This is a genomic window from Chryseobacterium pennipullorum (genome assembly GCF_003384725.1).
Lineage (GTDB): Bacteria > Bacteroidota > Bacteroidia > Flavobacteriales > Weeksellaceae > Chryseobacterium > Chryseobacterium pennipullorum.
Genome location: NZ_QNVV01000019.1, coordinates 35,355 through 58,322, shown reverse-complemented (window position 1 = coordinate 58,322; position 22,968 = coordinate 35,355). Strand labels below are relative to the sequence as shown.

Below are 22,968 nucleotides of genomic sequence, written 5' to 3'. Positions count from 1 at the left end.
AAATGAAAAAAACAGTAGGAATAGTTGGTGCGAATGGATATACAGGAAGTGAGCTGATCCGTTTACTGGCTTTTCATCCCCATGTGACATTGAGTTTTTTATATAGTCGTTCGAATTCGGGGAAACGGATTTCCGATTTGTACCCGGATTTAACGACGGTTTGCGAAATGGTTTTAACCCATCAGCCGGAAGAAGTGGATGTACTTTTTTTATGTCTTCCACACAAAGAAAGTCAAAACTGGCTGGCTCAAAATCCTGTGAGTGACGAAACTTTAGTGGTTGATCTCGGGAATGATTTCCGTCTGGATGAGAATTTCGAAAGCAGAAATTTTGTCTACGGATTACCTGAAATCAATAAAAAACAACTGGAAGGATCCAAAAGCATTGCCAATCCGGGATGTTTTGCCACGGCAATTCAACTGGCATTGCTGCCATTAGCGGAAAAGGGATTCCTGGACGAGGTTTTCACAACTGGAATTACAGGTTCTACGGGGGCCGGACAGTCTTTGCAGGCCACTACGCACTTTACCTGGAGAAATGATAATGTATCAGCTTATAAGACACTTACCCATCAGCATGTGGATGAAGTTTTACAACAGCTGGTATCATCCAATCAGAAACAAGTAAACCTGAATTTTGTTCCATGGAGAGGAGATTTTGCGAGGGGGATTTTTACGAGTTCAACACTGAAGACGGATCTGGAGCAGAAAGAAATAGAACAATTGTATCAGGATTTTTATGCAGAGGCGCCTTTCGTTACGGTGAGTAGCAGGGCTATTGATTTAAAGCAGGTTGTCAATACCAATCGCTGTGTGATTCAGATTGAAAAGAATGAAAATGTGGCGGTAATTCATTCGGCGATTGACAATTTGTTAAAAGGAGCTTCAGGACAGGCGGTACAGAATATGAATATCGCCATGGGATGGGAGGAAAATAAAGGTTTAGACCTGAAGCCGGTAGCATTTTAATATAGAATGTATCGGTAGCTTCCAACCAGCCACCAATCACTAAATGACAACAACTAGCAACCAGAAACTAGCCACTAGCCACAAACAACCAGCAACCAACAACCAACCAACAACCAAAATGAATTTATTCAACGTATATCCATTATTCAACATAAATCCGGTAAAAGCTCAGGGATCTTTTCTTTGGGATGATCAAGGGGAACAATACCTTGACTTTTATGGAGGGCATGCCGTAATCTCTATCGGACACAACCATCCTCATTATCAGAGCAAGCTGAAAGAGCAGCTGGAAAAAATTTCTTTTTATTCTAACTCGGTTCAGAATGAATTGCAGACGGAACTTGCAGACAAGCTTGGGAAATTGTCAGGCTATGAAGAGTATAACCTTTTCTTATGCAACTCCGGAGCAGAAGCGAATGAAAACGCCTTAAAATTAGCTTCCTTCCATAATGGGAAGAGCAAAGTATTATACTTTACCGGTTCATTTCACGGAAGAACTTCTGCAGCAGTTTCGGTGACCGATAATCCCAAGATTGTTGCGCCGGTCAACTTCTCAGAAAGATTTATCAAATCCGAATGGAATGATATTCAGCAGCTTGAAGAAATCTTTGCTGCTCAGGGAAATAATATTTCGTCAGTTATTATTGAAGGGATTCAAGGTGTAGGAGGAATTATGATTCCGACAGCGGAATTTTTATCTACAATCAAAGAGCTATGTGAGAAATATAATGCAGTACTGATTTTAGATGAGGTGCAATCAGGATACGGAAGAAGCGGATATTTCTTTGCGCATCAGGAATTCGGGCTTGAAGCAGATATTATTACAACGGCAAAAGGAATGGGAAATGGATTCCCGGTTGGCGGAGTTTTGATTCACCCGAAATTTGTGGCGAGCAACGGTTTGCTGGGAACTACATTCGGAGGAAATCATCTGGCCTGTGCGGCTTCAATTGCGGTGCTGGATGTGATGAAAGATGAAAATCTTATCGAAAATGCTCAGAAAATGGGCGAATATATAGAAAACGAAATTAAAGATTTACCCCATATTAAATCGATCCGAAGGAAAGGATTGATGATCGGAATAGAGCTCGATAGAGACTGTTCGGAGATAAGGAAAAGCTTATTGTTTGATCATCACATTTTCACAGGGAACTCAAATGATAAAACTGTGCTGAGGATTCTTCCTGCACTCAATATCAAAAAAGAGGAAACTGATCTTTTTATCAATGCTTTGAAAACAGTATTGAAAGGGATCTAAAGGATTAAAAACAAAATCTTTAAAATCAATTTTAAAATGAAAAAATTCACCACTGTAAGCGATGTAGAAAACTTACAGGAAATTATAAAAAAAGCTTTACAAATAAAAGCAAACTCCCTTACTGAAACAGAAAAAGGAAAGGGAAAAACAATTGGACTTGTATTTTTAAATTCAAGTTTGAGAACCCGTTTGAGCAGTCAGATTGCGGCACAGAACCTAGGATTGAATGTTCTGACTTTAAATGCCGCACAGGAAGCCTGGAATCTTGAATTTGCTGATGGAGCTGTCATGAACGGAGACACCGTAGAACACATCAAGGACGCAATTGAAGTCCTGAACCAATATTGTGATCTCATTGCTGTGCGCTGCTTTGCCGGAATGAAGAGCAAGGAAGATGATGTGAATGAAAGCATCTTAAGCCAGTTTGAAGAACATGCCAAAGTACCGGTGATTTCATTGGAATCGGCAACACGCCATCCGCTGCAAAGCCTGGCAGACTGTATCACGATTACCGAAAACTGGAATAAAGACCGCAAACCCAAAGTGGTATTGACCTGGGCGCCTCATATCAAGCCTATTGCCCATGCTGTCGGAAACTCTTTTGCAGAATGGATGCAGAAAATGGATGTGGAGCTGGTGATCACCAATCCTGAAGGATATGACCTGGATAAAAATTTCACAAAAGACGTGAAAGTAATCCATGATCAGGAAGAAGCGTTGAAGGATGCAGATTTCATCTATGTAAAAAACTGGTCTTCATTTGATGATTATGCCGCAATGCCGGAAGTGAAAGAAGATTGGATGCTTACCAATGAAAAGCTTGAAAAAACCAACAATGCTAAAGTAATGCACTGTCTTCCGGTTCGTCGTAATGTAGAATTGAGTGATGAGGTCATGGACGGAGGTAACTCCATTATTTACCAGCAGGCAAAGAACCGTATTTTCTCTGCGCAAGCAATTTTCAGCGAAATTTTAGATGATCTGAATGATCCTTGTCAAGGTTTTTAACCTTGCAAGGATCATTAAAAAAAGTTACAATGAAAAAAAAGTTATACATCGTAAAAATAGGCGGATCGCTCATTGATGATGAGGGGTTGCTGGATCAGTTTTTAGATCAGTTTTCCGGAATTAAGGAAAAAAAGATTCTTGTTCATGGTGGTGGAAAGCTGGCGACAACTTTAGCTGATAAGCTTGGCGTAGAACAGAAAATGATCAATGGAAGGAGGATTACGGATAAAGAAACACTGGACATTGTAACAATGGTATATGCCGGGGGAATCAACAAAAATATTGTAGAAAAGCTTCAGCAGAAAAAATGCAATGCCATAGGATTTTCCGGTGCAGACGGAAATCTGATCAAAGCTACAAAAAGGCAACATCCTGAAATTGATTTTGGCTTTGTAGGGGATATCAATAAGAAGAGCATCAATAGAAAGTTGCTTTCAAAATTGATTAAGCTTGATCTTATCCCTGTATTTTCAGCCATTACCCACGATAAAAAAGGTAATCTCTTCAACACCAATGCGGATACTATAGCGTCCGTAATGGCGCAGGCTCTTTCGGAGAAATATGAAATTGAGTTGCTGTATTGTTTTGATAAAGAAGGGGTGTTGGAAGATGTGGATAATCCTGAATCTGTGATCAGAAGGGTTTCCGAAGAAGAATTTGCAGTATTAAAGGAAGAAGGAAAACTGCATAAAGGAATTTTGCCCAAACTTGAAAATGCGCTTGGCGCGATAAAAAATAATGTAAATAAGGTGTTTCTGATCAAGGAAACAGAACTGAAAAACCATATAGAAAGTCATCATGCAGGAACTGAAATCTGTTTATAATAAAGAAGAACTGTTGAACAATGCCGTTGGGCTGCTTAAAAATCTGATTGAAATTCCCTCTTTCAGCAAAGATGAGTTCAATACCTCGGTGGAAATCGAGAATTTCTTCAAGAAACATCAGATTCCGACCAAGCGTTTTAAAAATAACATCTGGGCGGTCAATAAAAACTTTGATGTATTTAAGCCGTCTGTCCTGCTGAATACCCATCATGATACGGTAAAGCCCAATAAAGCTTATACACTGGATCCGTTTTTACCTTTGCAGAAAGACGGAAAGTTGTATGGGTTGGGAAGTAATGATGCCGGTGCCTCGCTGGTTTCCATGGCACAGGTTTTTTTACATTTTTATGAAAGAGAAGATTTAAAATATAATTTAGTGATTGCTTTGACGGCAGAGGAGGAGATTTCAGGTTTTGACGGAATTGAGGCTCTGTTTCCACAGCTCCCTAATATAGAATTCGCCATTGTAGGAGAACCCACGCAGATGAATCTGGCGATTGCAGAAAAAGGGCTGCTTGTGATAGACGGGGAAATGAAAGGAACTCCTTCTCATGCTGCTCATCCCAATGAGGACAATTCGATTGTGAAATGCATGAAGGATTTGCAGCATATTTTATCCTTTACCTTTCCAAAGGTTTCAGAATACCTGGGAGCCGTGAAAATTACACTATCCGGAATTCGTGCCGGGGTACAGCACAATGTAGTTCCTGAGTCGTGTCACTTTACGCTGGATGTAAGGGTGACCGATGAATATTCCAATAAAGAAACTTTTGAGATCATTCAGTCACAAATGAAATCTACCCTTACTGCAAGGTCCTTCAGATTGAATTCATCAAAAATTGAAATGGAACATCCGTTTGTAAAAGCAGGGATAGAAATCGGAAGAACAACCTATGGTTCACCCACTTCTTCAGATCAGGCAATTATTCCGTGTACCTCAGTAAAATTAGGGCCTGGAGACAGTAGGCGCTCTCATACTGCGGATGAATTCATCTTTATTAACGAAATAGAGGAAGGGATTGATATCTATATCCGGATTTTGGAAAAAGTGTTATAAGAGAGAAGCTAGAAGTTAGATAGGAGAAGTTAGTAGCAAAAAGACCGAATAAAGGGTATAACTAACCTCTAATCATTAATTTATAACTTCCAAATAAATGTTTTGACAGCGCCTGGCAGGCAAGAAGTTTAAGTTTTTAATAAGGATTTATGCAAAAAGAAAGATTAGAAACGAAACTTTTAAATAAGGAAATGTTTTTTTATAGTTAATAATAATTTTAAGGAATGCCTTGCCGGGCATGTCAAAACCAATTAATATTTTAAATCATTACATATGAAAAAGATATGGCAGAAGGATGACCTTGCCACCAATATATTAGTCAATAACTTTACCGTAGGGAAAGATCTTGACTTCGACGAACGTTTAGCAAAATATGATGTTAAAGGCTCAATGGCACATTGTACAATGCTTGCAGAAACTGGAATCATCTCCGGTGAAGAATCAGAGCACATGCTGTCTGTTTTAAACGAAATTTTAAATACAATTGAAGATGGGGTTTTTGAAATTGATAAAGAAGCTGAGGATATCCATTCTCAGATAGAATCGATCCTGATTGAAAAACTGGGCGATACAGGAAAGAAGATCCATACGGCAAGATCGAGAAATGATCAGGTTTTATTGGACATAAAGCTGTATTTACTGGATGAGATCCGGGAGATCACAGCCCTTACGGATGAGTTTTTCCAGATTCTGATTCAACTGGCAGATCAGCATAAAAATGTTTTGCTTCCGGGATATACCCATTTACAGATCGCGATGCCTTCCTCTTTCGGATTATGGTTTGGAGCCTATGCTGAAGCTCTTCTGGATGATGTGGAAATGTTGTTTTCGGTTAAGAATATCCTCAATAAAAATCCATTGGGATCGGCAGCGGGATATGGTTCTTCTTTTCCAATAAACCGTGAGAGTACCACTTATAATCTAGGTTTTCAGTCGATGAATTATAACTCTGTGTACGCTCAGATGACCCGTGGAAAGTCTGAAAAACTACTGGCAATGTCGATGGCTACATTAGCCGGAACCCTTGGTAAGTTTGCATACGATGTTTGTCTGTACCTGAATCAGAATTTTGATTTCATCAGCTTTCCCAAAGAATTTACGACAGGGAGCAGCATTATGCCGCACAAGAAGAATCCGGATATTTTTGAGCTTGTCCGTGCACGATGCAACAGAATTCAGGCTTTACCAAATGAGCTGATCCTACTGACGAATAACCTGCCTTCCGGATATCATCGGGATGTACAATTGACAAAGGAGATTCTCTTTCCGGCAATTGACTCTCTGAAAGAATGTCTGGAGATTTTAAGCTATACACTGCCTAATATTCAAGTGAAAGACGGAATTCTGGAAGATGAAAAGTACAAATACCTTTTCAGTGTAGAGAAAATCAATGAGGAAGTGAAAAGCGGAAGCTCTTTCCGGGATGCCTATGTAAAAGTGGGGCAGGAAATTGAAAATAATGAGTTTGAATTTGAACCGGGAGGACTTGATCATACCCATCAGGGGAGCATCGGGAACCTTTGTCTGGATAAGATAGAATACCAGTTCAATAAACTGAAGAATAAATTATTGGGTTAGAATCTAAACCATTAAGGTGATAAACACTAAGGCTTATCAGCAGAATGAAATTACTTTAGTCTGCGCCCTTTTCGTTGTGAATCTTTAATAAATCTTGTTGCCTGAGTGATCTTAATGGTTAGATTTTATTCCGCTCTTTGAATTTGATGATTGATTATACTGAACCGCTAAGGGAGATGAAGCCTTTAAGATAAGTTAAAGAATAGCTGCGATTTTTTAGCCGCATCGTTTTAAAATTCGCTTGCGAATTCCTTAATTATTCTTCACCTCTTAAAGGTTCTTAATGGTTTAAAAATAAAGGAACTTATTCCAGGTCAATTTTAAACTTGGTGGATTTTTTTACTTCATGAAGGACAATGGAGCTGTGGTATTGTCCGATATTGGGTAGGTTTGAAATAACACTCACCGCAAAATCATTGTAGGAATTAATATCTTTTGCAACAATTTTCAGCATATAATCATATTCTCCGGACAGACTGGTGATCTCCTGGACTTCATCGTACTTTGAAATGTTTTTCTCGAAAGTCTCCAGTACTTTTTTGGATTGCTCTTTCAGACGAACATTGCAGTAAACGATAATATTAAGGCCCAGCTTTTCACGGTTTAAAAGACCAACGTATTTTTCAATGATTCCGTTTTTCTCCAACTGCTTGATGCGCTCATACGTAGGAGTAAAGGTAAGACCAATCTTTTCGGAAATTTCCTTAACAGATAATGTAGAATCCTCCTGAATAATGCTTAGAATCATTTTGTCTTTTAAATCCATAAAATAAATTTGAGATTTAACAAAAATATTAATTTAAAATGAGAATAAGGAAATACTGAGGTTTTTAATTTATTTCAAACTTTGTTTTTGTAGGTTCGTGAAATTTTTGTATCTTTGCACCTAATGAATAAAAAAGCATTTATATCATTAGATTTACCGGGCGAAAGCGCCCTTTACGATATTTATTGTTATTAAGCGAAGATCTTGTCTTCGCTTTTTTTATGCTCAAAAATTAAAGAATTATGTTTACGATTACAGAACTAAGCACGGAGAGAATCAACAGTATACTGACAGAAGCACTGGCTTTTGCGAACGGTAAAACTGCTAAAATTGAAGGAGAAGTTTTTTGCTCAAACCTTTTCTTCGAAGACAGTACAAGAACGAAAACAAGTTTTGATCTTGCAGAAAGAAAGCTGGGACTTCAGGTAGTTCCTTTTGATGCATCACACAGTTCGGTAAACAAAGGTGAAAGTCTCTATGATACGGTAAAGACAATTGAAAGTATAGGCGTAAACCTGGTGGTCATCCGGGATAAAAAAGACCGATACTTTGAAGAACTGAAAAATATTAACATTCCGGTGATCAATGGAGGAGACGGAACGGGAAACCACCCATCTCAATGTATGCTGGATCTGCTGACGATCTATCAGGAATTCGGAAAATTTGAGGGACTGAAGGTAGGAATTGTTGGAGATGTAAAACACAGCCGTGTTGCCAACTCAAATGCAGAGGCATTAAGAAGGCTGGGCGCCAAAGTATATTTTTCAGGCCCTGAACAATGGTTTGATGAAGGAGCTCTGATCAACGGAACCTATCTCTCGGTAGACGAGCTAATCGCTGAAGTGGACGTTCTCATGTTATTGAGAATCCAGCACGAAAGACATGATGCGGCTATGAGCTTCACTGCTTCGGAATATCATAAAAGATATGGTCTCACGAAGGAAAGAGAAAAAGCAATGAAAAAAGAAGCGATCATCATGCATCCGGCACCCATCAACAGAGGAGTAGAAATAGATTCCGACCTGGTTGAGTGCGAAAGATCGAGAGTCTTCAAACAAATGCAAAACGGGGTCTTCGCCAGAATGGCTATTCTGAAAGAAGCTTTAGAAGGAAAAGGGTTTGTTTTTAAGTAGAAACTAAAAAGGCAACGAGCCCCGGAGGGGCGACCTGATCACAGCAATGGGGTGAAACCCATGGAAATAAGAGAATATAACGATCTAAAGCCTCATAGAGGCGACCTGATCATAGCAATGGGTGAAACCCATGGAAATAAGAGGATATAACCATCCAAAGCCTCGTAGAGGCGACCTGTTAATAAAATAATAGAAAATCTAAATAGAAAAAATGAAGAAAAAATTAATACTGGAGTCCGGTGAAGTGTTTCATGGAGAAGGTTTCGGAGCAGAATTGGAAACTGCAGGAGAAGTAGTTTTCAATACCGGAATGACAGGATATCAGGAATTGATTTCTGACCCATCGTATTGCGGTCAGATAGTTTGTATGACCTATCCGCTTATCGGAAATTATGGTATTAACCGTGATGATTATGAAAGTATCGAGCCGGCAATCAAAGGGCTTATCGTAAAAGAACTTTGCGATCTTCCTTCCAACTTCCGTACTCAGATCACTTTAGATGAATTATTTAAAAAGAAAAACCTTTCAGGAATCTCAGGAATCGATACAAGAAGATTGACAAGAGTACTTCGTAACCACGGAGTAGTGAAAGGAAAAATTGTGAACGCAGACGCAGATGAAACAGCTACTGCTGAAGAACTGAAATCAACCACTTTCCCGATCAATCAGGTGGAAGCGGTTTCTACCAAGACGCCTTACGCTAATCCGAACAGAGGTTTCAAGGTTGTACTGGTAGATTTTGGAGCAAAACTGGGAATCATCAGAGAGCTTTCCCAAAGAAACTGTGATATTATTGTAGTATCTCAGGATACAACTGCTGAAGAAATATTACTGATGGATCCGGACGGTATCATGCTGTCAAACGGTCCCGGTGACCCGGAAGATGTTCCACACGCGTTAGATATGATCCGCGGATTGCTTGGAAAAGTTCCGATTTTCGGAATCTGTCTGGGACACCAATTGATAGGTCTGGCTTGCGGAGCCAAAACTTTCAAGCTGAAGTTCGGGCACAGAGGCGGAAACCATCCTGTACTAGATTTAGAGAAAAATACAGTTGCGATCACTTCTCAAAACCATGGCTATGCTGTAGATCAGGAAAGCTTAAAAGGAACAGACCTTATCGAAACACACATCGCCCTGAACGACAGAACCAATGAAGGATTAAAGCATAAAATCCATCCGTGCTTCTCCGTTCAATACCACCCTGAAGCGAGCCCCGGCCCTGAAGATGCAAACTATTTGTTTGATGAGTTCATCGATTTAATGGAAGAATTTAAAAGGTAGGATTCAGGAGTTAAGAGCCAAGAACCAAGAATCAAGAATCAAGACTTAGGATAGAAAATATATGCACCACTTTGAAAACTTACTTTTCTGGCAAAAATCTATTGCATTGGCAAAAAATATATACATTATTTGTCAGGAGATCAGTAGTGATGAAAAGTATGGTTTAATTTCACAGATTAAAAGATGTACCGTTTCTATTCCGTCTAATATTGCTGAAGGTTCTGGAAGAAATAGTAATAAAGAGTTTAATCATTTTCTTGCTATTGCTTTAGGCTCTGCGTTTGAATTACAAACTCAATTGATTTTGGTTAAAGAGTTAAATCTTTTACCAGAAGAAAAAGCAAACATCTTATTAAAAAAAGTTTCCGAAATTCAAAGAATGATTTACTCATTCAAAAATAATTTAAAATAAAGTCTGGTAATCTTGACTCTTGGTTCTAGATTCTTGACTCTAATAAAAAAGAAAAATGGCAAAACGTACAGATATAAAAACAATTTTAGTAATCGGTTCAGGACCTATCATCATTGGTCAGGCAGCTGAATTTGATTACGCAGGAACGCAGGCTTGTCTGTCTTTGAAAGAAGAAGGCTACAAGGTAATTTTGATCAACTCAAATCCTGCAACGATCATGACGGATGTGGAAATCGCTGATAAAGTATATATTGAGCCGATTTCATTACAGTTTGTAAGCCACATCATCAGAAAAGAACGTCCGGATGCATTATTGCCAACACTGGGAGGTCAGACAGGACTGAACATGGCGGTAGAGCTTGAAAAATCAGGAATTCTTGAAGAATGCAAAGTGGAAGTCTTGGGAACGAAGCTTTCTGCCATCAACAGAGCAGAAGACAGAGATCTTTTCCGTGAGCTGATGAGAGAACTGAACGAACCGGTTCCGGAATCTGATATCGTGAATACGGTAGAAGGAGCAATTGCTTTTGCAGATGAAATCGGTTATCCTGTTATTGTTCGCCCTGCCTTTACAATGGGAGGAACAGGAGGTGGTATCGCTTCCACAGAAGCTGAATTGAAAGAGATTGCTGAATTGGGATTAAAGCACAGCCCGGTTACTCAGTGTCTTATTGAAAAATCAATCGCCGGTTTCAAAGAAATTGAATACGAGGTAATGCGTGATGCAAACGACAACGCGATTGTGGTTTGTAACATGGAAAATATCGATCCGGTGGGAGTTCACACCGGTGATTCCATCGTAGTAGCACCTTCTCAGACACTTTCAGACAGAGAATATCAGCTGCTGAGAAATGCTTCTTTAAAGATCATCAGAGCATTAGGAATTGAAGGAGGATGTAACGTACAGCTGGCTTTAGATCCACATTCTTTTGAATACTATATTATCGAGGTAAACCCGAGGGTTTCCCGTTCATCAGCGTTAGCAAGTAAGGCGACAGGATATCCGATTGCCAAGATTGCTGCTAAGATCGCTGTAGGATTGACCCTGGATGAAATTATGAACCCGGTAACAGGGAAAACATATGCTTGCTTCGAGCCGGCTCTTGACTATGTGGTAACAAAGTTTCCAAGATTCCCATTCGATAAATTCGAAACGGCGGACAGAAGACTTTCCACACAGATGAAAGCAACTGGTGAAGTAATGGCTATCGGAAGAAACTTTGAAGAATCTTTGCAGAAAGCAATACGCTCACTGGAAACGGGAATCAAACACCTTGGGTTAAAAACAAAACAGGCTCAGGCTCTTACTGCTGAAGAGATCGAAAGAAGAATCAGAGTATGTGATGACGAGAGATTATTCATCATTGGAGATGCATTAAGAAGAGGGTATGACTGGGAGCAGATTGTAGAATGGAGTAAAATTGATAAATTCTTCATCTGGAAACTGAAAAAGTTAGTCGACTTCGAAAAAGTAATCGCTGAAAATAAATTTGATAAAGAAACTTTAATTGAAGCTAAAAGATTAGGTTTTGCAGACATCAACATCGCAGTTCTTTGGGATGTTAAAGAGCGTGAAATTTTCAACTTCAGAAAAGAAAACGGAATAATGCCGGTTTACAAAATGGTAGACACCTGCGCTGCTGAATTTGAAAGTGAAACACCTTATTTCTACGGAACTTACGAAGAAGAGAATGAAAGTGTGGTTTCAGACAAAGAAAAGATCATCGTATTGGGCTCAGGGCCTATCAGAATCGGACAAGGGGTAGAATTTGACTACGCAACAGTTCACTCTGTATGGGCGATTAAAGAAATGGGTTACGAAGCGATTATCATCAACAACAATCCGGAAACAGTTTCTACAGATTTCTCGATCTCCGATAAATTATACTTCGAGCCGCTTACGGAAGAAGATGTAATGAACATCATCGATCTTGAAAAACCTAAGGGAGTTGTGGTACAGTTCGGAGGACAGACGGCAATCAACCTTGCAGATAAGCTGGCTTCTCATGGAGTACAGATCCTGGGAACTTCATTGGAAGATCTTGACAGAGCTGAAAACAGAGATAAATTTGAAAAAGCACTTCAGGAGATGGGAATTCCTCAGCCAAAGGGAAGAACTTCAACTTCCAAAGAAGAAGCTATAAAAATTGCTAACGAAATCGGTTATCCGGTATTGGTTCGTCCAAGCTACGTTCTTGGAGGAAGAGCAATGGAAATCGTATATGCAGAAGCTGAGCTGGCTCACTATATGGAGCACGCGGTAGACGCAAGCCCTGAACACCCTGTTTTGGTTGACAAATACATGGTAGGAAAAGAAATTGAAGTAGATGCTATCTGCGACGGGGAAACGGTGGTGATTCCTGGAATTATGGAGCATATCGAAAGAGCAGGAGTTCACTCCGGAGACTCTATTGCAGTATATCCACCACAGAATATCTCTCAAAGTGAGATTGATACTTTGGTCGATTATACTAAGAGATTGGCAAAAGGATTAAAAGTTATCGGATTAATGAACATCCAATACGTTCTTTTTGAAGGAAATGTATATGTAATCGAAGTAAACCCTCGTTCTTCAAGAACGGTTCCTTTCTTATCCAAAATTACAGAAGTTCCGATGGCGAACCTTGCAACAAAGGCAATCCTGGGACAGAAACTGAAAGATCTTGGGTACGAAAACGGACTGGTTCCAAACAAAGAAGGAGTATTTGTAAAAGTACCGGTATTCTCTTTCTCTAAGCTAACAAAAGTGGACATCTCTTTAGGCCCTGAAATGAAATCTACAGGTGAGGTTATGGGGAAAGATACGACTCTTGAAAAAGCACTTTACAAAGGATTGGTTGCTGCGGGCAGAAAAGTTCCTATGCACGGTTCAATCCTGTTCACAGTAGCGGATAAGCATAAGCAGGAAGCGGCAGATCTTGCTGCGAGATTCCATGAAGTAGGATTCAGAATCTGGGCGACGGAAGGAACAGCGAAGTTCTTTGAAGAGAAAGGAATTCCTTGCAAAATAGGATACAAAATCGGAGAAGAAGATGTTAATCTGATCGACCTGATCCAGAAAGGAAAAGTGCAGTATGTGGTAAATACCACTACAAAAGGGAAACAGGCTGAAAGAGACGGATTCCAGATCAGAAGAATGAGTGTGGAAAACGGTGTTCCTTGTTTAACTTCAATGGATACGGTAGAAGCAATTCTGAAAGTAATTGAAAGCATGAGCTTCAAAATGGAGACGATGTAATTTCGATTTAAAATATTCTTTAAAACGCATCTTTTTTAAGATGCGTTTTTGTTGTATAAAGAGCAACCAAATAACGGTTTTGAAAACCGGTCAGTTATCCTTGCATAAGGTTATATTCCATATAATCTGCCGTTGCTTGTACGGTGTCATTGCCATAGATAAGTGATACAATATAGAAAGAAAGGTCTATTCCTGCACTTATGCCTCCCGAAGTAAAAATTTTACCGTCCTGAATAAATCTTTTTTCTTTTTGAGGTAATCCCGAAGGGACCATTTCTGCCATATGCTCATAAACACCATGATGGGTACAGTACTTTTTATTGTCCAGTAAGCCCAAAGTCCCCAGAATCCGGGAGCCGGAGCAAATACTTACCGTATACAGCGTATTTTGGTGAATGTGTTCAACCCATGTTAAAATCTCTTTATCAATCATTGCTTGTCCGGATCCGACACCGCCGGAAATAATAAGAATATCAACAGGTGGACAGTCTTGGAAATTATATTTTGGATTAACGGAAAGGCCATTAACAGCAGAGATTGCACCGCTATCCTTTGCAACAGTAAATACATTAAAGAGTTCAAAATCCTTTAATTGTGAAGCTACCGAAAATACTTCGAACGGACCTGCAAAATCAAGTACTTCAGCATTGTCGAAAAGGAGAATCGCAACATTTTTTTTCATAATTTATTTATTTTAGAGAATACCAATACGTGTGTTTTTTCGCTGGTCTGGATCAGTATGACAGAGATCCATTTGTGCGGGTAAAAGTTTACTAATCGTGGATTTTAAAGATAAAAAATATTAGCTGATTTTGAAAATTGTATGATGTAGAAATGAGAAAATACAACCCTCAGATTACCGAAACTAAATATTCATCCATCAACTTGAAGGTTGATTGCTGAAATGTGTACATTTGGGAACCATAACAACAACCTTCAATCTCATAAAATTAACCATGGCTGAGAATATTTATAAAGATTTCTTTTCAGAATTAAAATATTTCCTCACGGAACTAGGCATAGACCAACAGAAAATTGCCGGATGCTCCGATACTGAGATCTTATCAATAGAAGATAGACTGGGAACGCAACTGCCGGAAGCGTATAAAGAATACCTTAAAAGTATCGGTAAGAAATTTCTTTTTGAATTTTTTGATGCGGAACAGATGTCATTTGAAGATTATGAAGACATCAATGAATATGTCACTGAAACTTTGATGGAAACCGGTTTTAGTTTTGAAAAAGAAGCTTTTCCTATATCTCACCGAAGGTATGATTATTTTAGATTTTTTTATTTGAATGAATCCGAGAACCCTGACATCTGGTTTTTCGATGAATATCCCCAGAACGGTGAACATACTGAAAAATCTGGACAGACATTTGTACAGATGATATTGATTTTCTTTAGCCAGGCCCTGACCAATCAAACTGCGGGCTTCCATTGGGTATCAGAGGAAGAGACCGAGAGAAATGAAAATGTTGTGAGAGACCGATACTTGAAATGGTTTGAAGCGAATGTAAAACTAAAGGACCGGACTAGAACAGCAAATACCGATAATCCTTTTGTGATTGAATTATACGAAAGATTTAGTACATATTTCAGCCCTGAAAATGAAAAAGCTGCGACTGAAGAATTGAAGAAATATAAGCATAAATCTACAAAAAGAAGTCAGCAGAGGGTAGTGCCAGAACCTGTAAAAATAACAGATAAACAAAGCTTTTGGACTGCTTTGAAGAGATGGTTTTCTTAACTCATCCATGCTAAACAATATTGAAAACAGGTCACAAATATAGATCTATGATTTAAAAAAAGAATCGCGGAGGACTAAACGATTATATTTAAATCAAGCAAGACTTGTAAACATACAAACAAGCCACCACAAAAACACTATGCAAAAACAAATCTTTACATTCGTTCTGATCACTTTTTTTTTCTTTTTAACAACAGAATACAGTTTTGCCCAAAAGATAGAAACCCGTACTGACCAGGTTGATACGGCAACATTTGCCCACAATCGGAAAATTCTAAACAACCTGAATACAGACCTTTTTCTGAAGAAAATATTCTCAAAAGGTGATATTCAGATTCCTTACAGGTTTTTGACTCCAAAAAATAAGACTAAAGGACAAAAATATCCGTTAGTGATTACTTTTCACAATTCAACCCGGATAGGAACTGATAACGAAAATCAGCTGGAACCATTGGCAAGAATATGGCTGAAGGATGAAATTTATAGCAAATACCCGTGTTACGTAATAGCCCCTCAATTCAGTAAGCGTTCTTCAGACTATGAAAGTAATCATGAAAATATTCTGATTTCAAAACCGTCAGATGAAGCTGTTGCTATACTTGAGTTGATAAAGAAAATAGGAAAAGAATATCCGGATATTGATAAAAATAGAATGTATCTTGCAGGGTACTCGATGGGGGCTTCCACAGCCCAGAATTTGATGAGTCTGGACCCGGACCGATTTGCTGCTGAAGTATCTATAGCGGCTGTTCCTGATCTTTCCAATCTTAAGAAACTAAGCAGGAAAAATATTTGGCTGATTCATGGAGCAAAAGACAATGAAAATCCTTACGCCGGAAGCGTTGAATTATTTAATAAACTTTCATCAGATCCCAATCTTATCTTTACAACCTTTACGAATCTCAATCACAACAACATTACCATTCCGTTTTTACTAACAGAGGAAATTCCGAAATGGTTATTTGAAAAGCATCAATAAGATACTATGTGTTATTTGTCATTTGTAAAGGGGTTAGAGAACAGAAATTTATGGATTAAGGAATTAAGCTCGCTATTATTTTGAATCGTGAAAAATAACTGATATGAATACGCTGGAACATATTCAAAACTATATTAAAAGTCAACCGCAATCTAAACGTAGTGATATGGAGGAGCTTCATATCCGCATACTGGAAGCACTACCGGATTGTAAATTATGGTTCCTGGATGGGAAAAATGATGAGCATAAGACCGTTTCCAATCCCAATATTGGCTATGGGTCCTATTTCATACGCTATGCTGACGGAACAGAAAGAGAATTCTACCGGATCGGAATGAGTGCCAATACAACGGGAATTTCAATGTATATCATGGGCTTTAAAGACAAGACTTATCTGGCTCACATGTATGATGGGACAATCGGGAAGGCAAAAGTGAGCGGCTACTGCATTAAATTCAAAACATTGAAAGATATCCATATCGACATTCTTGAAGCAGCAATCCGGGACGGGGCAGCGCAAAAGAGATGATATCCGGAATAATTTTATAATAATTTTCGTCATATTTTTCCATCTTTGTAAAGATTAATACACATACACCATGAAAAACAGTATATTATTTTCAGTGATGCTTTTGGGGCTGCTATCCTGTAAGAAAAATCCTGAACGTGCAGAAAGCGGCGCTCACACCAATACGGATTTACCCATAGAAAATTTAAATATTCAAACCACATCTTTTAGCGAAATAGACAGTACCGGGGTTCTTATTTTTCCCTTACAAATGGGACAGAATAAAAGAGAAGACGGCAGTTACTCTTATAAGAAAATGCCTGATAATGGATACTGGAATATTATTTTTCTGAATTCCAATACCAATGAATACCATCTTCTTACAGAAAAGAAAGTGCTGATATTGAATTATGATTACAAATACAATGCTCCGGATGGAATCAATATTTCAAAAAAAACAGAGCATATTTTTTATAACATCAGAAGCGAAGATTATAATAATGACAAGCTTTTGAATGAAATTGATCCCATTTACCTGTATGTATCAGACCGCTTCGGCAAAAATTTACGCCAGATTTCACCGGAGGGCTATAGTCTCAACAGCTGGAAATATATTCAGGCCTCCAACAAGATCGTCATGACGGCAACTAAAGATAGTAACCAAAATAAATTGTTTGATGACAATGATGAAACTTTAACGTTTGAAGCTACCCTGGATCAGTCCGAAGCACCACAAGAAGTTTTTCAGCCGGAACTGAAAGAAAAATTAAAAAAACTCTACGACAGAGATTGGAAAAGAATCAAATAAAGAATGTTTGCCAGGCTGGAGATCATGAAAATAGCTGTCTTCTACCTTTTGAAATTGGGGGGAATTCATAAAACGGATGTCACTTAGCATAGGCAAAAAATTATTTTTATCTGTACATCTAAACCGGGTTAATTTTTTTTGCTGATTTCTATAAGAGATTGTAAATTAGAGGGTCATAAAAACAAATTTTTTACACGATAGCAGAACTGATCCAATTTGATTAAACTAAAAAACAACCATGGCAGAATATTATGCAAAATCAACCCACTCATTATCTTTTGAAATTACAAAAGGAGAAAGGCTTATAGGAAAACTCATCTATACCAACTGGTTTACATTTAATGCTGTAGTAGAAACTGAAGATCATCATTATCAGATAGAGCCAAAAGGCTTCTGGGGAACAACTATCGAGCTGAAGGACGGGGAACGTGTTCTCCTGAAATTCAGAATGAACTGGAATGGTGAAATTGTGGTACAAACCTATTTTAGCGGTGTCAAAAAAGGCTATCTTTTTAAGCACCGGGGTATTTTTAAAGAATCATTTGTTCTCACGGATCCTGAAGGAACGGAACTTATGGTGATAAAGCCCACCCTAAAATGGAGTGCCCTTAATTACGAATATGATATCACTACCACAGATGCTTTTGAAGCAGATCCTGATAAAGAAACGGTATTAATCAATTCCTTGCATTGTGCCAATTACTATATGTCGATGATGATGTCTGCGATCATATAACCCAAGACTTGCCGGACAAGATAATAAATTAAAAGGGCCTTCGATCTTTCGGAAGCCCTTTGTTTATTGTATTTTCTAAAAGATAGTTCCATGATTTTATGGGAGGATCAAAGGAGACAGGATGGAAATATCAAAAATTCCGTTTCATTACGATCTAGTGCCTGTTGTCACAATTGATCACCATGGGCTTCTCATTTTTATCTAAAAAGGTAATAGAAGGACACCCGAAAGACTGGGCCAGAAATCCAAGAACAACAGGTGGTTTTCCTTTGAAAAGATAACCGGTCCATTGCATGCCATTAGATTCATCCGTGTCTATTCCGTTGAGGGGGGAGAATTCTGCACCATCGGTGCCGGCCATGCTAATCGTTTTTTCGAATATCTTTTCATGACGGTCATTGACGATGGCCAGCTTCCGTTCCATAAGAATTTCTCCCTCAAGATAATCCTGCAGGTAATACGTCATGTTTTCATATTGAGCCTGGTACGAGTTTCCGGATTTCAGTTTGGAATTCGTAAAGTATTTTTTTGCAATGTCCGCTCCTGTTTTTTTCCATGGAATTGCTTTCATTTTCCCTTCAACGAAAGGGTTCTTATTCCCGAAATACGCGACGGCATTATTGTATTTGTCATCGACATCATTTCCTTCCTGGGTGGCAACCTGAAATCCCACCATATAATAGCTGGATTCCAACTCGTCACTGTCGAAAGAATAAGCATCCAAATAGGCAACAGCCTTCAGCTTATGAAGCGGCGTCTTCCGAAGGGTATTGGATTGATAATTATACAGATACAGTGAATCGTTTTCAGAAAGATGCAGGCCATCCAACATCTTCTGTCTGTGCTTTGAATCCAGTTCTATACGCTGCATCTGCTCGAAAGGCGTATTCTTTTGGTTTTTAAAGATATCTTCCTGGATCGAATGCGGATCTGTGTAGATGTCAGATACAGAGATAAAAGCATCAGCCAGTACATCTTTCTGTGCAGAAGAAATAATGCTGATGCTGTAAATGTTGAAATTTGTATAATCGATCTTGTCTTCTCTATCTGCTTTCTTTGTGACTGTTATAGAGTCACCCGCTACTGCTGCAGATTCATTCCCTGCTGTTTTATGCTCTTTCTGACAGCTGCTAACAGCCAGCTGAATAAGTAAAAGCCCTAAGGCTGCTTTGATCTTCATATTCTTTTATGTAATTGATAGGGTTTTATTTGAGTTGCTCATAAGGTTCAGAATAATAGATGCTCGGTTTGATATACGCTGTTTTTCTGTCAGCATCAAAGATCCAGATGAACCGTCGAAGCATATCTGCGCCAAAATAGCTTACGTTTTGGGTCTTAAGCTCGCCGGCAAAAAAACCTACTGGCAAGTCCTTAAACACGAAATTTTCCAGTTTAAAAAAGGGAAGGATTCCCTGTTTTGTAATGATACGCTGTCCCTGCGAGTTTTTCAATGTTTTTTCGCCGGTAATTTTCAGCTTCTTATCAAGCTCCTTTTCCTCCGCAAAGTCATTGCTGTATAATATTCCCCCCGAATAGCCGGACTGAAGTGCAAAATATGCTTCCTGCTGTCTGTCGCCATCAATAATGTTATCCGCCACAATGTAAAAAGCACCATTATTATAAAGGACAGGAATAGGCTGATATCCCTTTACATCCGGTAATTTGTCATACATAACAAACTGGTTGTTATCGTAATCGATTTTAAAAGATTTTCCGGCGAAAAGGACTGTGCCGATCTTTCCATCTGCCTCGTGGCCAGCCAGCTGATTGTCTGTGAAGCGAATGTTTTTCAGAGATAATTTTCCGATATCCACCGTGTTTTCGTCGCTGATCTCCTCTTTATTAAAAATAATATGATCTGCTTTATGCTGGCGGTCCGGGGAAATGGAGGCATCTTTCATTGCAATCTGGAACATCAGATCAAGTGAATCCTTCTTGTTGACCATTGTTTTTACAATAATAGTATGGTATTTTGTAATCCGGAAAGGGATGGTCTGCTGGGCCTTTGAACTGAAAAATCCAATGGCAAGCAATAGGAAAAGACCTGTTTTTTTGAGCATTCTTGTGATTAGTTTTAAAAACACTAAAATTACCCATTATCTTTGGAACAGCAAAAACTAAAATGAAATGGTTGAAAAATTGCTTCAAAGCGGACTCCACTGGGAAAAGAAGGAATTCAGACGCTACGAATTTCTGAAGATATCGGGAAGTACAGACACTCAGATTTATTTTATAGAGAAAGGCAGTGTCAGAATTTTCATGATGGACGGGGATGAAGAAAGAATTATACGTTTCGGATACACTGGAAATATGATCGTTTCATTAGATTCTTTTCTATCAGGGAAGCCTTCAGATCTTTATATCCAGGCGATTAAAAAAACAACTGTACATACTGCTTCAAAAAAGGACTTTTATACCTTTGTAAGATCCGGTGAAGAGCCTATGGCTTTCTGGATGGCTACACTGGAAGACCTTGTTCAGCAGCAGCTGGAAAGAGAAAAAGACCTTTTGATAAATTCCCCGGCAGAACGGTTTGATAGAGTATTAAAACGCAGTCCCCAACTATTTCAGGAAGTCCCGGGCAAGTATATTGCCAATTACCTCAGAATGTCGCCCGAAACTTTATCCAGACTCAAAAAATCTTGAGCTCAGTCAAGATCTGGGAACAATCTGATCATGATATTTGCATAAAAAAGCGGCTATGAAAATTTCAACCTCCCAATTACTGGATGAATTAAAAACCCAAACCCTGCAGCATTTGCAATATGCCGAAACACTTCTTTTAAAGCCGGAAGAGGATTTGAATTTCAGAGTTTCAGCAGACCGGTGGAGTACATTGGAATGTCTTGAACATCTCAACCGGTATGGTGATTTTTATATTCCCGAAATCAGCCGTAGGATTACACAATCTGAGACATCCTACAAACCGGATTTCAACCCTGGATTTATCGGGAACTATTTTGCTAAAATGATGCTTCCCGGAGAAAAGCTGAAAGCAATGAAAACGATGAAAGAAATGAATCCGATTCATAGCCGCCTGAACAAAAATGTGGTCACTACATTTATCAGACAGCAACAGCAATTACTTGATCTATTGGAAAAAGCGGAAAATGTTAATTTAGAAAAGACAAAAACCAGCATCAGTCTTTCCAAATGGGTCCATCTGAAACTAGGAGATACCTTCCGGTTCGTGATTTATCATAATGCAAGACATATCATTCAGGTACAGAGAACGTTAAAAGCTTTGTGAAAAGTAGGTGATGATGTCAAAAAATGATTACTTTTAAACGAATGGAAATCATACATCAGAAAACGATAGATACACCGCTTGGAGAGATGATTGCGTGCGCTGTAAACGGAGGCATATGCCTGCTTGAATTTACGGACCGGAAAAATATTGAGAAACAGTTGAAGTCATTATCAAAAGTACTGAATGCTGAAATTGTGGAAAAAGAGCATGCCCTCTTCAGCCAGCTGGAAAAAGAGCTCCGGGAATATTTTGAAGGCAAAAGAAAACAGTTTGATATTCCCTTATTCACGACCGGAACTGAGTTTCAGGAAAAAGTATGGAGGCTTCTTCGTGAAATTCCAATGGGTGAGATAAGAACCTATAAGCAGCAATCGGAATTCTTGGGAAATCCCAAAGCGATACGCGCAGTGGGGACTGCCAATGGGATCAATAAAATTGCCATCCTGATTCCCTGCCACCGTGTCATTGGCTCAAACGGAGCACTCATAGGCTATGCCGGAGGAATCTGGAGAAAACAAAAACTATTGGAACTGGAGAAGGCTATTCTGTTTTAAAAGCTGAATTTTTCCATAGTTTAAAAATACCTGTTCATTTTTCGGTTGTTTGCCGCCTGGCGATATCAATATCTTTGAAGAAAAATAACAATGAGCAGTTTTAAAGAATTACATCACAGTGACGAGCCCTTATTACTGGGCAACGTATGGAATGTACAAAGTGCCCGGATATATGAGAAAGCAGGCTATAAAGCACTGGCTACCTCAAGCTCGGCAGTGGCATTGAGTCTGGGGTACGAAGATGGTGAGCAGATAAGCTTTGAAGAGTACTTTTATGTGATTAAAAGAATCAAAGAATCGGTTTCTATTCCTTTATCTGTAGATCTTGAATCCGGCTACGGAAATACGAATGAGATTGTAGTTTCTCATATTATAAGACTTCTGGAAACAGGCGTTGCAGGAATCAATGTAGAGGATTCTTATGTTGTGGATGGCGAAAGAAAACTTTTGGATAGAGACGTGTTTTTTGAAAAATTGAAGGATGTTTTCTCAAAACTGAAAGAACGAAGGGCAGAGATTTTTGTCAATATAAGAACTGATCCTTTTTTGCTTGGAATTGACAATGCATTAGAGGAAACTTTAAGAAGAGTAAAGCTTTTCGAAGAACTTAAGGCTGATGGAGTCTTTGTACCGTGCATTAGCAATGAAAGTGATATAAAGGCAGTTGTACATTCTACCACGCTTCCGCTAAACGTGATGGCAGTGCCGGAGCTTCCCGATTTTAAGGTCCTTAAAGAATTGGGGGTGAGTAGAATGAGTTCCGGTGATTTTCTAAACAGATATATTTACAAGGAACTGGAAAGGATAAGTGAAGATATCATTGATAGTCAAAGTTTTGCCACTCTTTTTGCATAA

General features: G+C 38.8%; 23 protein-coding genes. 19 read left to right on the top strand and 4 right to left on the bottom strand.

From position 1 onward, the window contains the following. The first annotated feature begins 2 nt into the window (after positions 1-2). The 6 genes from argC (at position 3) to argH (ending at position 6,693) form a co-directional block, all read left to right on the top strand. The gene (gene argC / locus DRF67_RS17505) at positions 3-968 is read left to right on the top strand and encodes an N-acetyl-gamma-glutamyl-phosphate reductase (RefSeq protein WP_115929593.1); all 966 of its coding nucleotides are present in this window, start codon (positions 3-5) and stop codon (positions 966-968) included. A 118-nt stretch (positions 969-1,086) separates the two neighbouring features. Beyond that, a complete protein-coding gene (locus DRF67_RS17500) occupies positions 1,087-2,226 on the top strand; it encodes an aspartate aminotransferase family protein (RefSeq protein ID WP_115929592.1) in 1,140 nt (379 codons plus the stop codon). Between the two features lie 36 nt (positions 2,227-2,262). Then, a complete protein-coding gene (locus DRF67_RS17495; RefSeq protein ID WP_115929591.1) occupies positions 2,263-3,234 on the top strand; it encodes an N-acetylornithine carbamoyltransferase in 972 nt (323 codons plus the stop codon). A 29-nt stretch (positions 3,235-3,263) separates the two neighbouring features. Continuing rightward, positions 3,264-4,058, top strand: a complete 795-nt coding sequence (argB, locus tag DRF67_RS17490) for an acetylglutamate kinase (protein WP_115929590.1) — start codon at positions 3,264-3,266, stop codon at positions 4,056-4,058. Continuing rightward, complete coding sequence (locus DRF67_RS17485) at positions 4,033-5,115, top strand: M20 family metallo-hydrolase (protein WP_115929589.1); 1,083 nt, start codon at positions 4,033-4,035, stop codon at positions 5,113-5,115. The genes argB and DRF67_RS17485 overlap by 26 nt, the downstream gene beginning before the upstream one ends. Before the next feature lie 273 nt (positions 5,116-5,388). Further along, positions 5,389-6,693: an argininosuccinate lyase gene (gene argH / locus DRF67_RS17480; RefSeq protein WP_115929588.1), complete on the top strand. Its 1,305-nt coding sequence runs from the start codon at positions 5,389-5,391 to the stop codon at positions 6,691-6,693. A gap of 304 nt (positions 6,694-6,997) precedes the next feature. Here the strand turns inward: argH and DRF67_RS17475 are convergent, their stop codons facing one another. Next, positions 6,998-7,459: an Lrp/AsnC family transcriptional regulator gene (locus tag DRF67_RS17475; RefSeq protein WP_115929587.1), complete on the bottom strand. Its 462-nt coding sequence runs from the start codon at positions 7,457-7,459 to the stop codon at positions 6,998-7,000. A 242-nt stretch (positions 7,460-7,701) separates the two neighbouring features. Between DRF67_RS17475 and DRF67_RS17470 the strand changes: the two genes are divergently transcribed. The 4 genes from DRF67_RS17470 to carB all read left to right on the top strand — a co-directional run bounded on the left by DRF67_RS17470 (position 7,702) and on the right by carB (position 13,527). Next, positions 7,702-8,592, top strand: a complete 891-nt coding sequence (locus tag DRF67_RS17470) for an aspartate carbamoyltransferase catalytic subunit (RefSeq protein WP_115929586.1) — start codon at positions 7,702-7,704, stop codon at positions 8,590-8,592. A gap of 211 nt (positions 8,593-8,803) precedes the next feature. After that, a complete protein-coding gene (locus DRF67_RS17465) occupies positions 8,804-9,877 on the top strand; it encodes a carbamoyl phosphate synthase small subunit (RefSeq protein WP_115929585.1) in 1,074 nt (357 codons plus the stop codon). Positions 9,878-9,938: 61 nt separating this feature from the next. Beyond that, positions 9,939-10,289 carry a four helix bundle protein gene (locus DRF67_RS17460; RefSeq protein WP_115929584.1) on the top strand — a complete coding sequence of 117 codons (351 nt, stop codon included), beginning with the start codon at positions 9,939-9,941 and terminating at the stop codon, positions 10,287-10,289. A 55-nt stretch (positions 10,290-10,344) separates the two neighbouring features. Then, positions 10,345-13,527 carry a carbamoyl-phosphate synthase large subunit gene (carB, locus tag DRF67_RS17455; RefSeq protein WP_115929583.1) on the top strand — a complete coding sequence of 1,061 codons (3,183 nt, stop codon included), beginning with the start codon at positions 10,345-10,347 and terminating at the stop codon, positions 13,525-13,527. Positions 13,528-13,621: 94 nt separating this feature from the next. Here the strand turns inward: carB and DRF67_RS17450 are convergent, their stop codons facing one another. Next, positions 13,622-14,209, bottom strand: coding sequence for a DJ-1/PfpI family protein (locus DRF67_RS17450; RefSeq protein ID WP_115929582.1), 588 nt, complete (start codon positions 14,207-14,209; stop codon positions 13,622-13,624). Positions 14,210-14,483: 274 nt separating this feature from the next. Here DRF67_RS17450 and DRF67_RS17445 point away from each other — a divergent pair, with 274 nt between their 5' ends. The 5 genes from DRF67_RS17445 to DRF67_RS17425 all read left to right on the top strand — a co-directional run bounded on the left by DRF67_RS17445 (position 14,484) and on the right by DRF67_RS17425 (position 18,309). Continuing rightward, a complete protein-coding gene (locus DRF67_RS17445; protein ID WP_115929581.1) occupies positions 14,484-15,278 on the top strand; it encodes an SMI1/KNR4 family protein in 795 nt (264 codons plus the stop codon). Positions 15,279-15,417: 139 nt separating this feature from the next. Then, on the top strand, positions 15,418-16,257 hold the full coding sequence (locus DRF67_RS17440; protein WP_115929580.1) for a carboxylesterase family protein: 840 nt from the start codon (positions 15,418-15,420) through the stop codon (positions 16,255-16,257). Between the two features lie 103 nt (positions 16,258-16,360). Further along, on the top strand, positions 16,361-16,786 hold the full coding sequence (locus DRF67_RS17435) for a DUF1801 domain-containing protein (RefSeq protein ID WP_115929579.1): 426 nt from the start codon (positions 16,361-16,363) through the stop codon (positions 16,784-16,786). Between the two features lie 70 nt (positions 16,787-16,856). Continuing rightward, positions 16,857-17,573 (top strand): hypothetical protein, encoded by a 717-nt coding sequence (locus DRF67_RS17430; protein ID WP_115929578.1) that lies wholly within the window; start codon positions 16,857-16,859, stop codon positions 17,571-17,573. A 238-nt stretch (positions 17,574-17,811) separates the two neighbouring features. Continuing rightward, a complete protein-coding gene (locus DRF67_RS17425) occupies positions 17,812-18,309 on the top strand; it encodes a hypothetical protein (RefSeq protein ID WP_115929577.1) in 498 nt (165 codons plus the stop codon). A gap of 154 nt (positions 18,310-18,463) precedes the next feature. Here the strand turns inward: DRF67_RS17425 and DRF67_RS17420 are convergent, their stop codons facing one another. Beyond that, positions 18,464-19,489: a hypothetical protein gene (locus tag DRF67_RS17420; RefSeq protein WP_115929576.1), complete on the bottom strand. Its 1,026-nt coding sequence runs from the start codon at positions 19,487-19,489 to the stop codon at positions 18,464-18,466. 25 nt (positions 19,490-19,514) lie between these two features. Further along, on the bottom strand, positions 19,515-20,369 hold the full coding sequence (locus DRF67_RS17415; RefSeq protein ID WP_115929575.1) for a hypothetical protein: 855 nt from the start codon (positions 20,367-20,369) through the stop codon (positions 19,515-19,517). Between the two features lie 67 nt (positions 20,370-20,436). On the opposite strand from DRF67_RS17415, the gene DRF67_RS17410 reads away from it, so the two are divergent. From DRF67_RS17410 to DRF67_RS17395, 4 genes are all read left to right on the top strand, one after another. Beyond that, positions 20,437-20,955 (top strand): Crp/Fnr family transcriptional regulator, encoded by a 519-nt coding sequence (locus DRF67_RS17410; protein ID WP_115929574.1) that lies wholly within the window; start codon positions 20,437-20,439, stop codon positions 20,953-20,955. A 55-nt stretch (positions 20,956-21,010) separates the two neighbouring features. After that, on the top strand, positions 21,011-21,559 hold the full coding sequence (locus tag DRF67_RS17405; RefSeq protein ID WP_115929573.1) for a DinB family protein: 549 nt from the start codon (positions 21,011-21,013) through the stop codon (positions 21,557-21,559). Between the two features lie 41 nt (positions 21,560-21,600). Beyond that, positions 21,601-22,113 carry a methylated-DNA--[protein]-cysteine S-methyltransferase gene (locus DRF67_RS17400; RefSeq protein WP_115929633.1) on the top strand — a complete coding sequence of 171 codons (513 nt, stop codon included), beginning with the start codon at positions 21,601-21,603 and terminating at the stop codon, positions 22,111-22,113. 90 nt (positions 22,114-22,203) lie between these two features. Then, on the top strand, positions 22,204-22,968 hold the full coding sequence (locus DRF67_RS17395) for an isocitrate lyase/PEP mutase family protein (protein WP_115929572.1): 765 nt from the start codon (positions 22,204-22,206) through the stop codon (positions 22,966-22,968).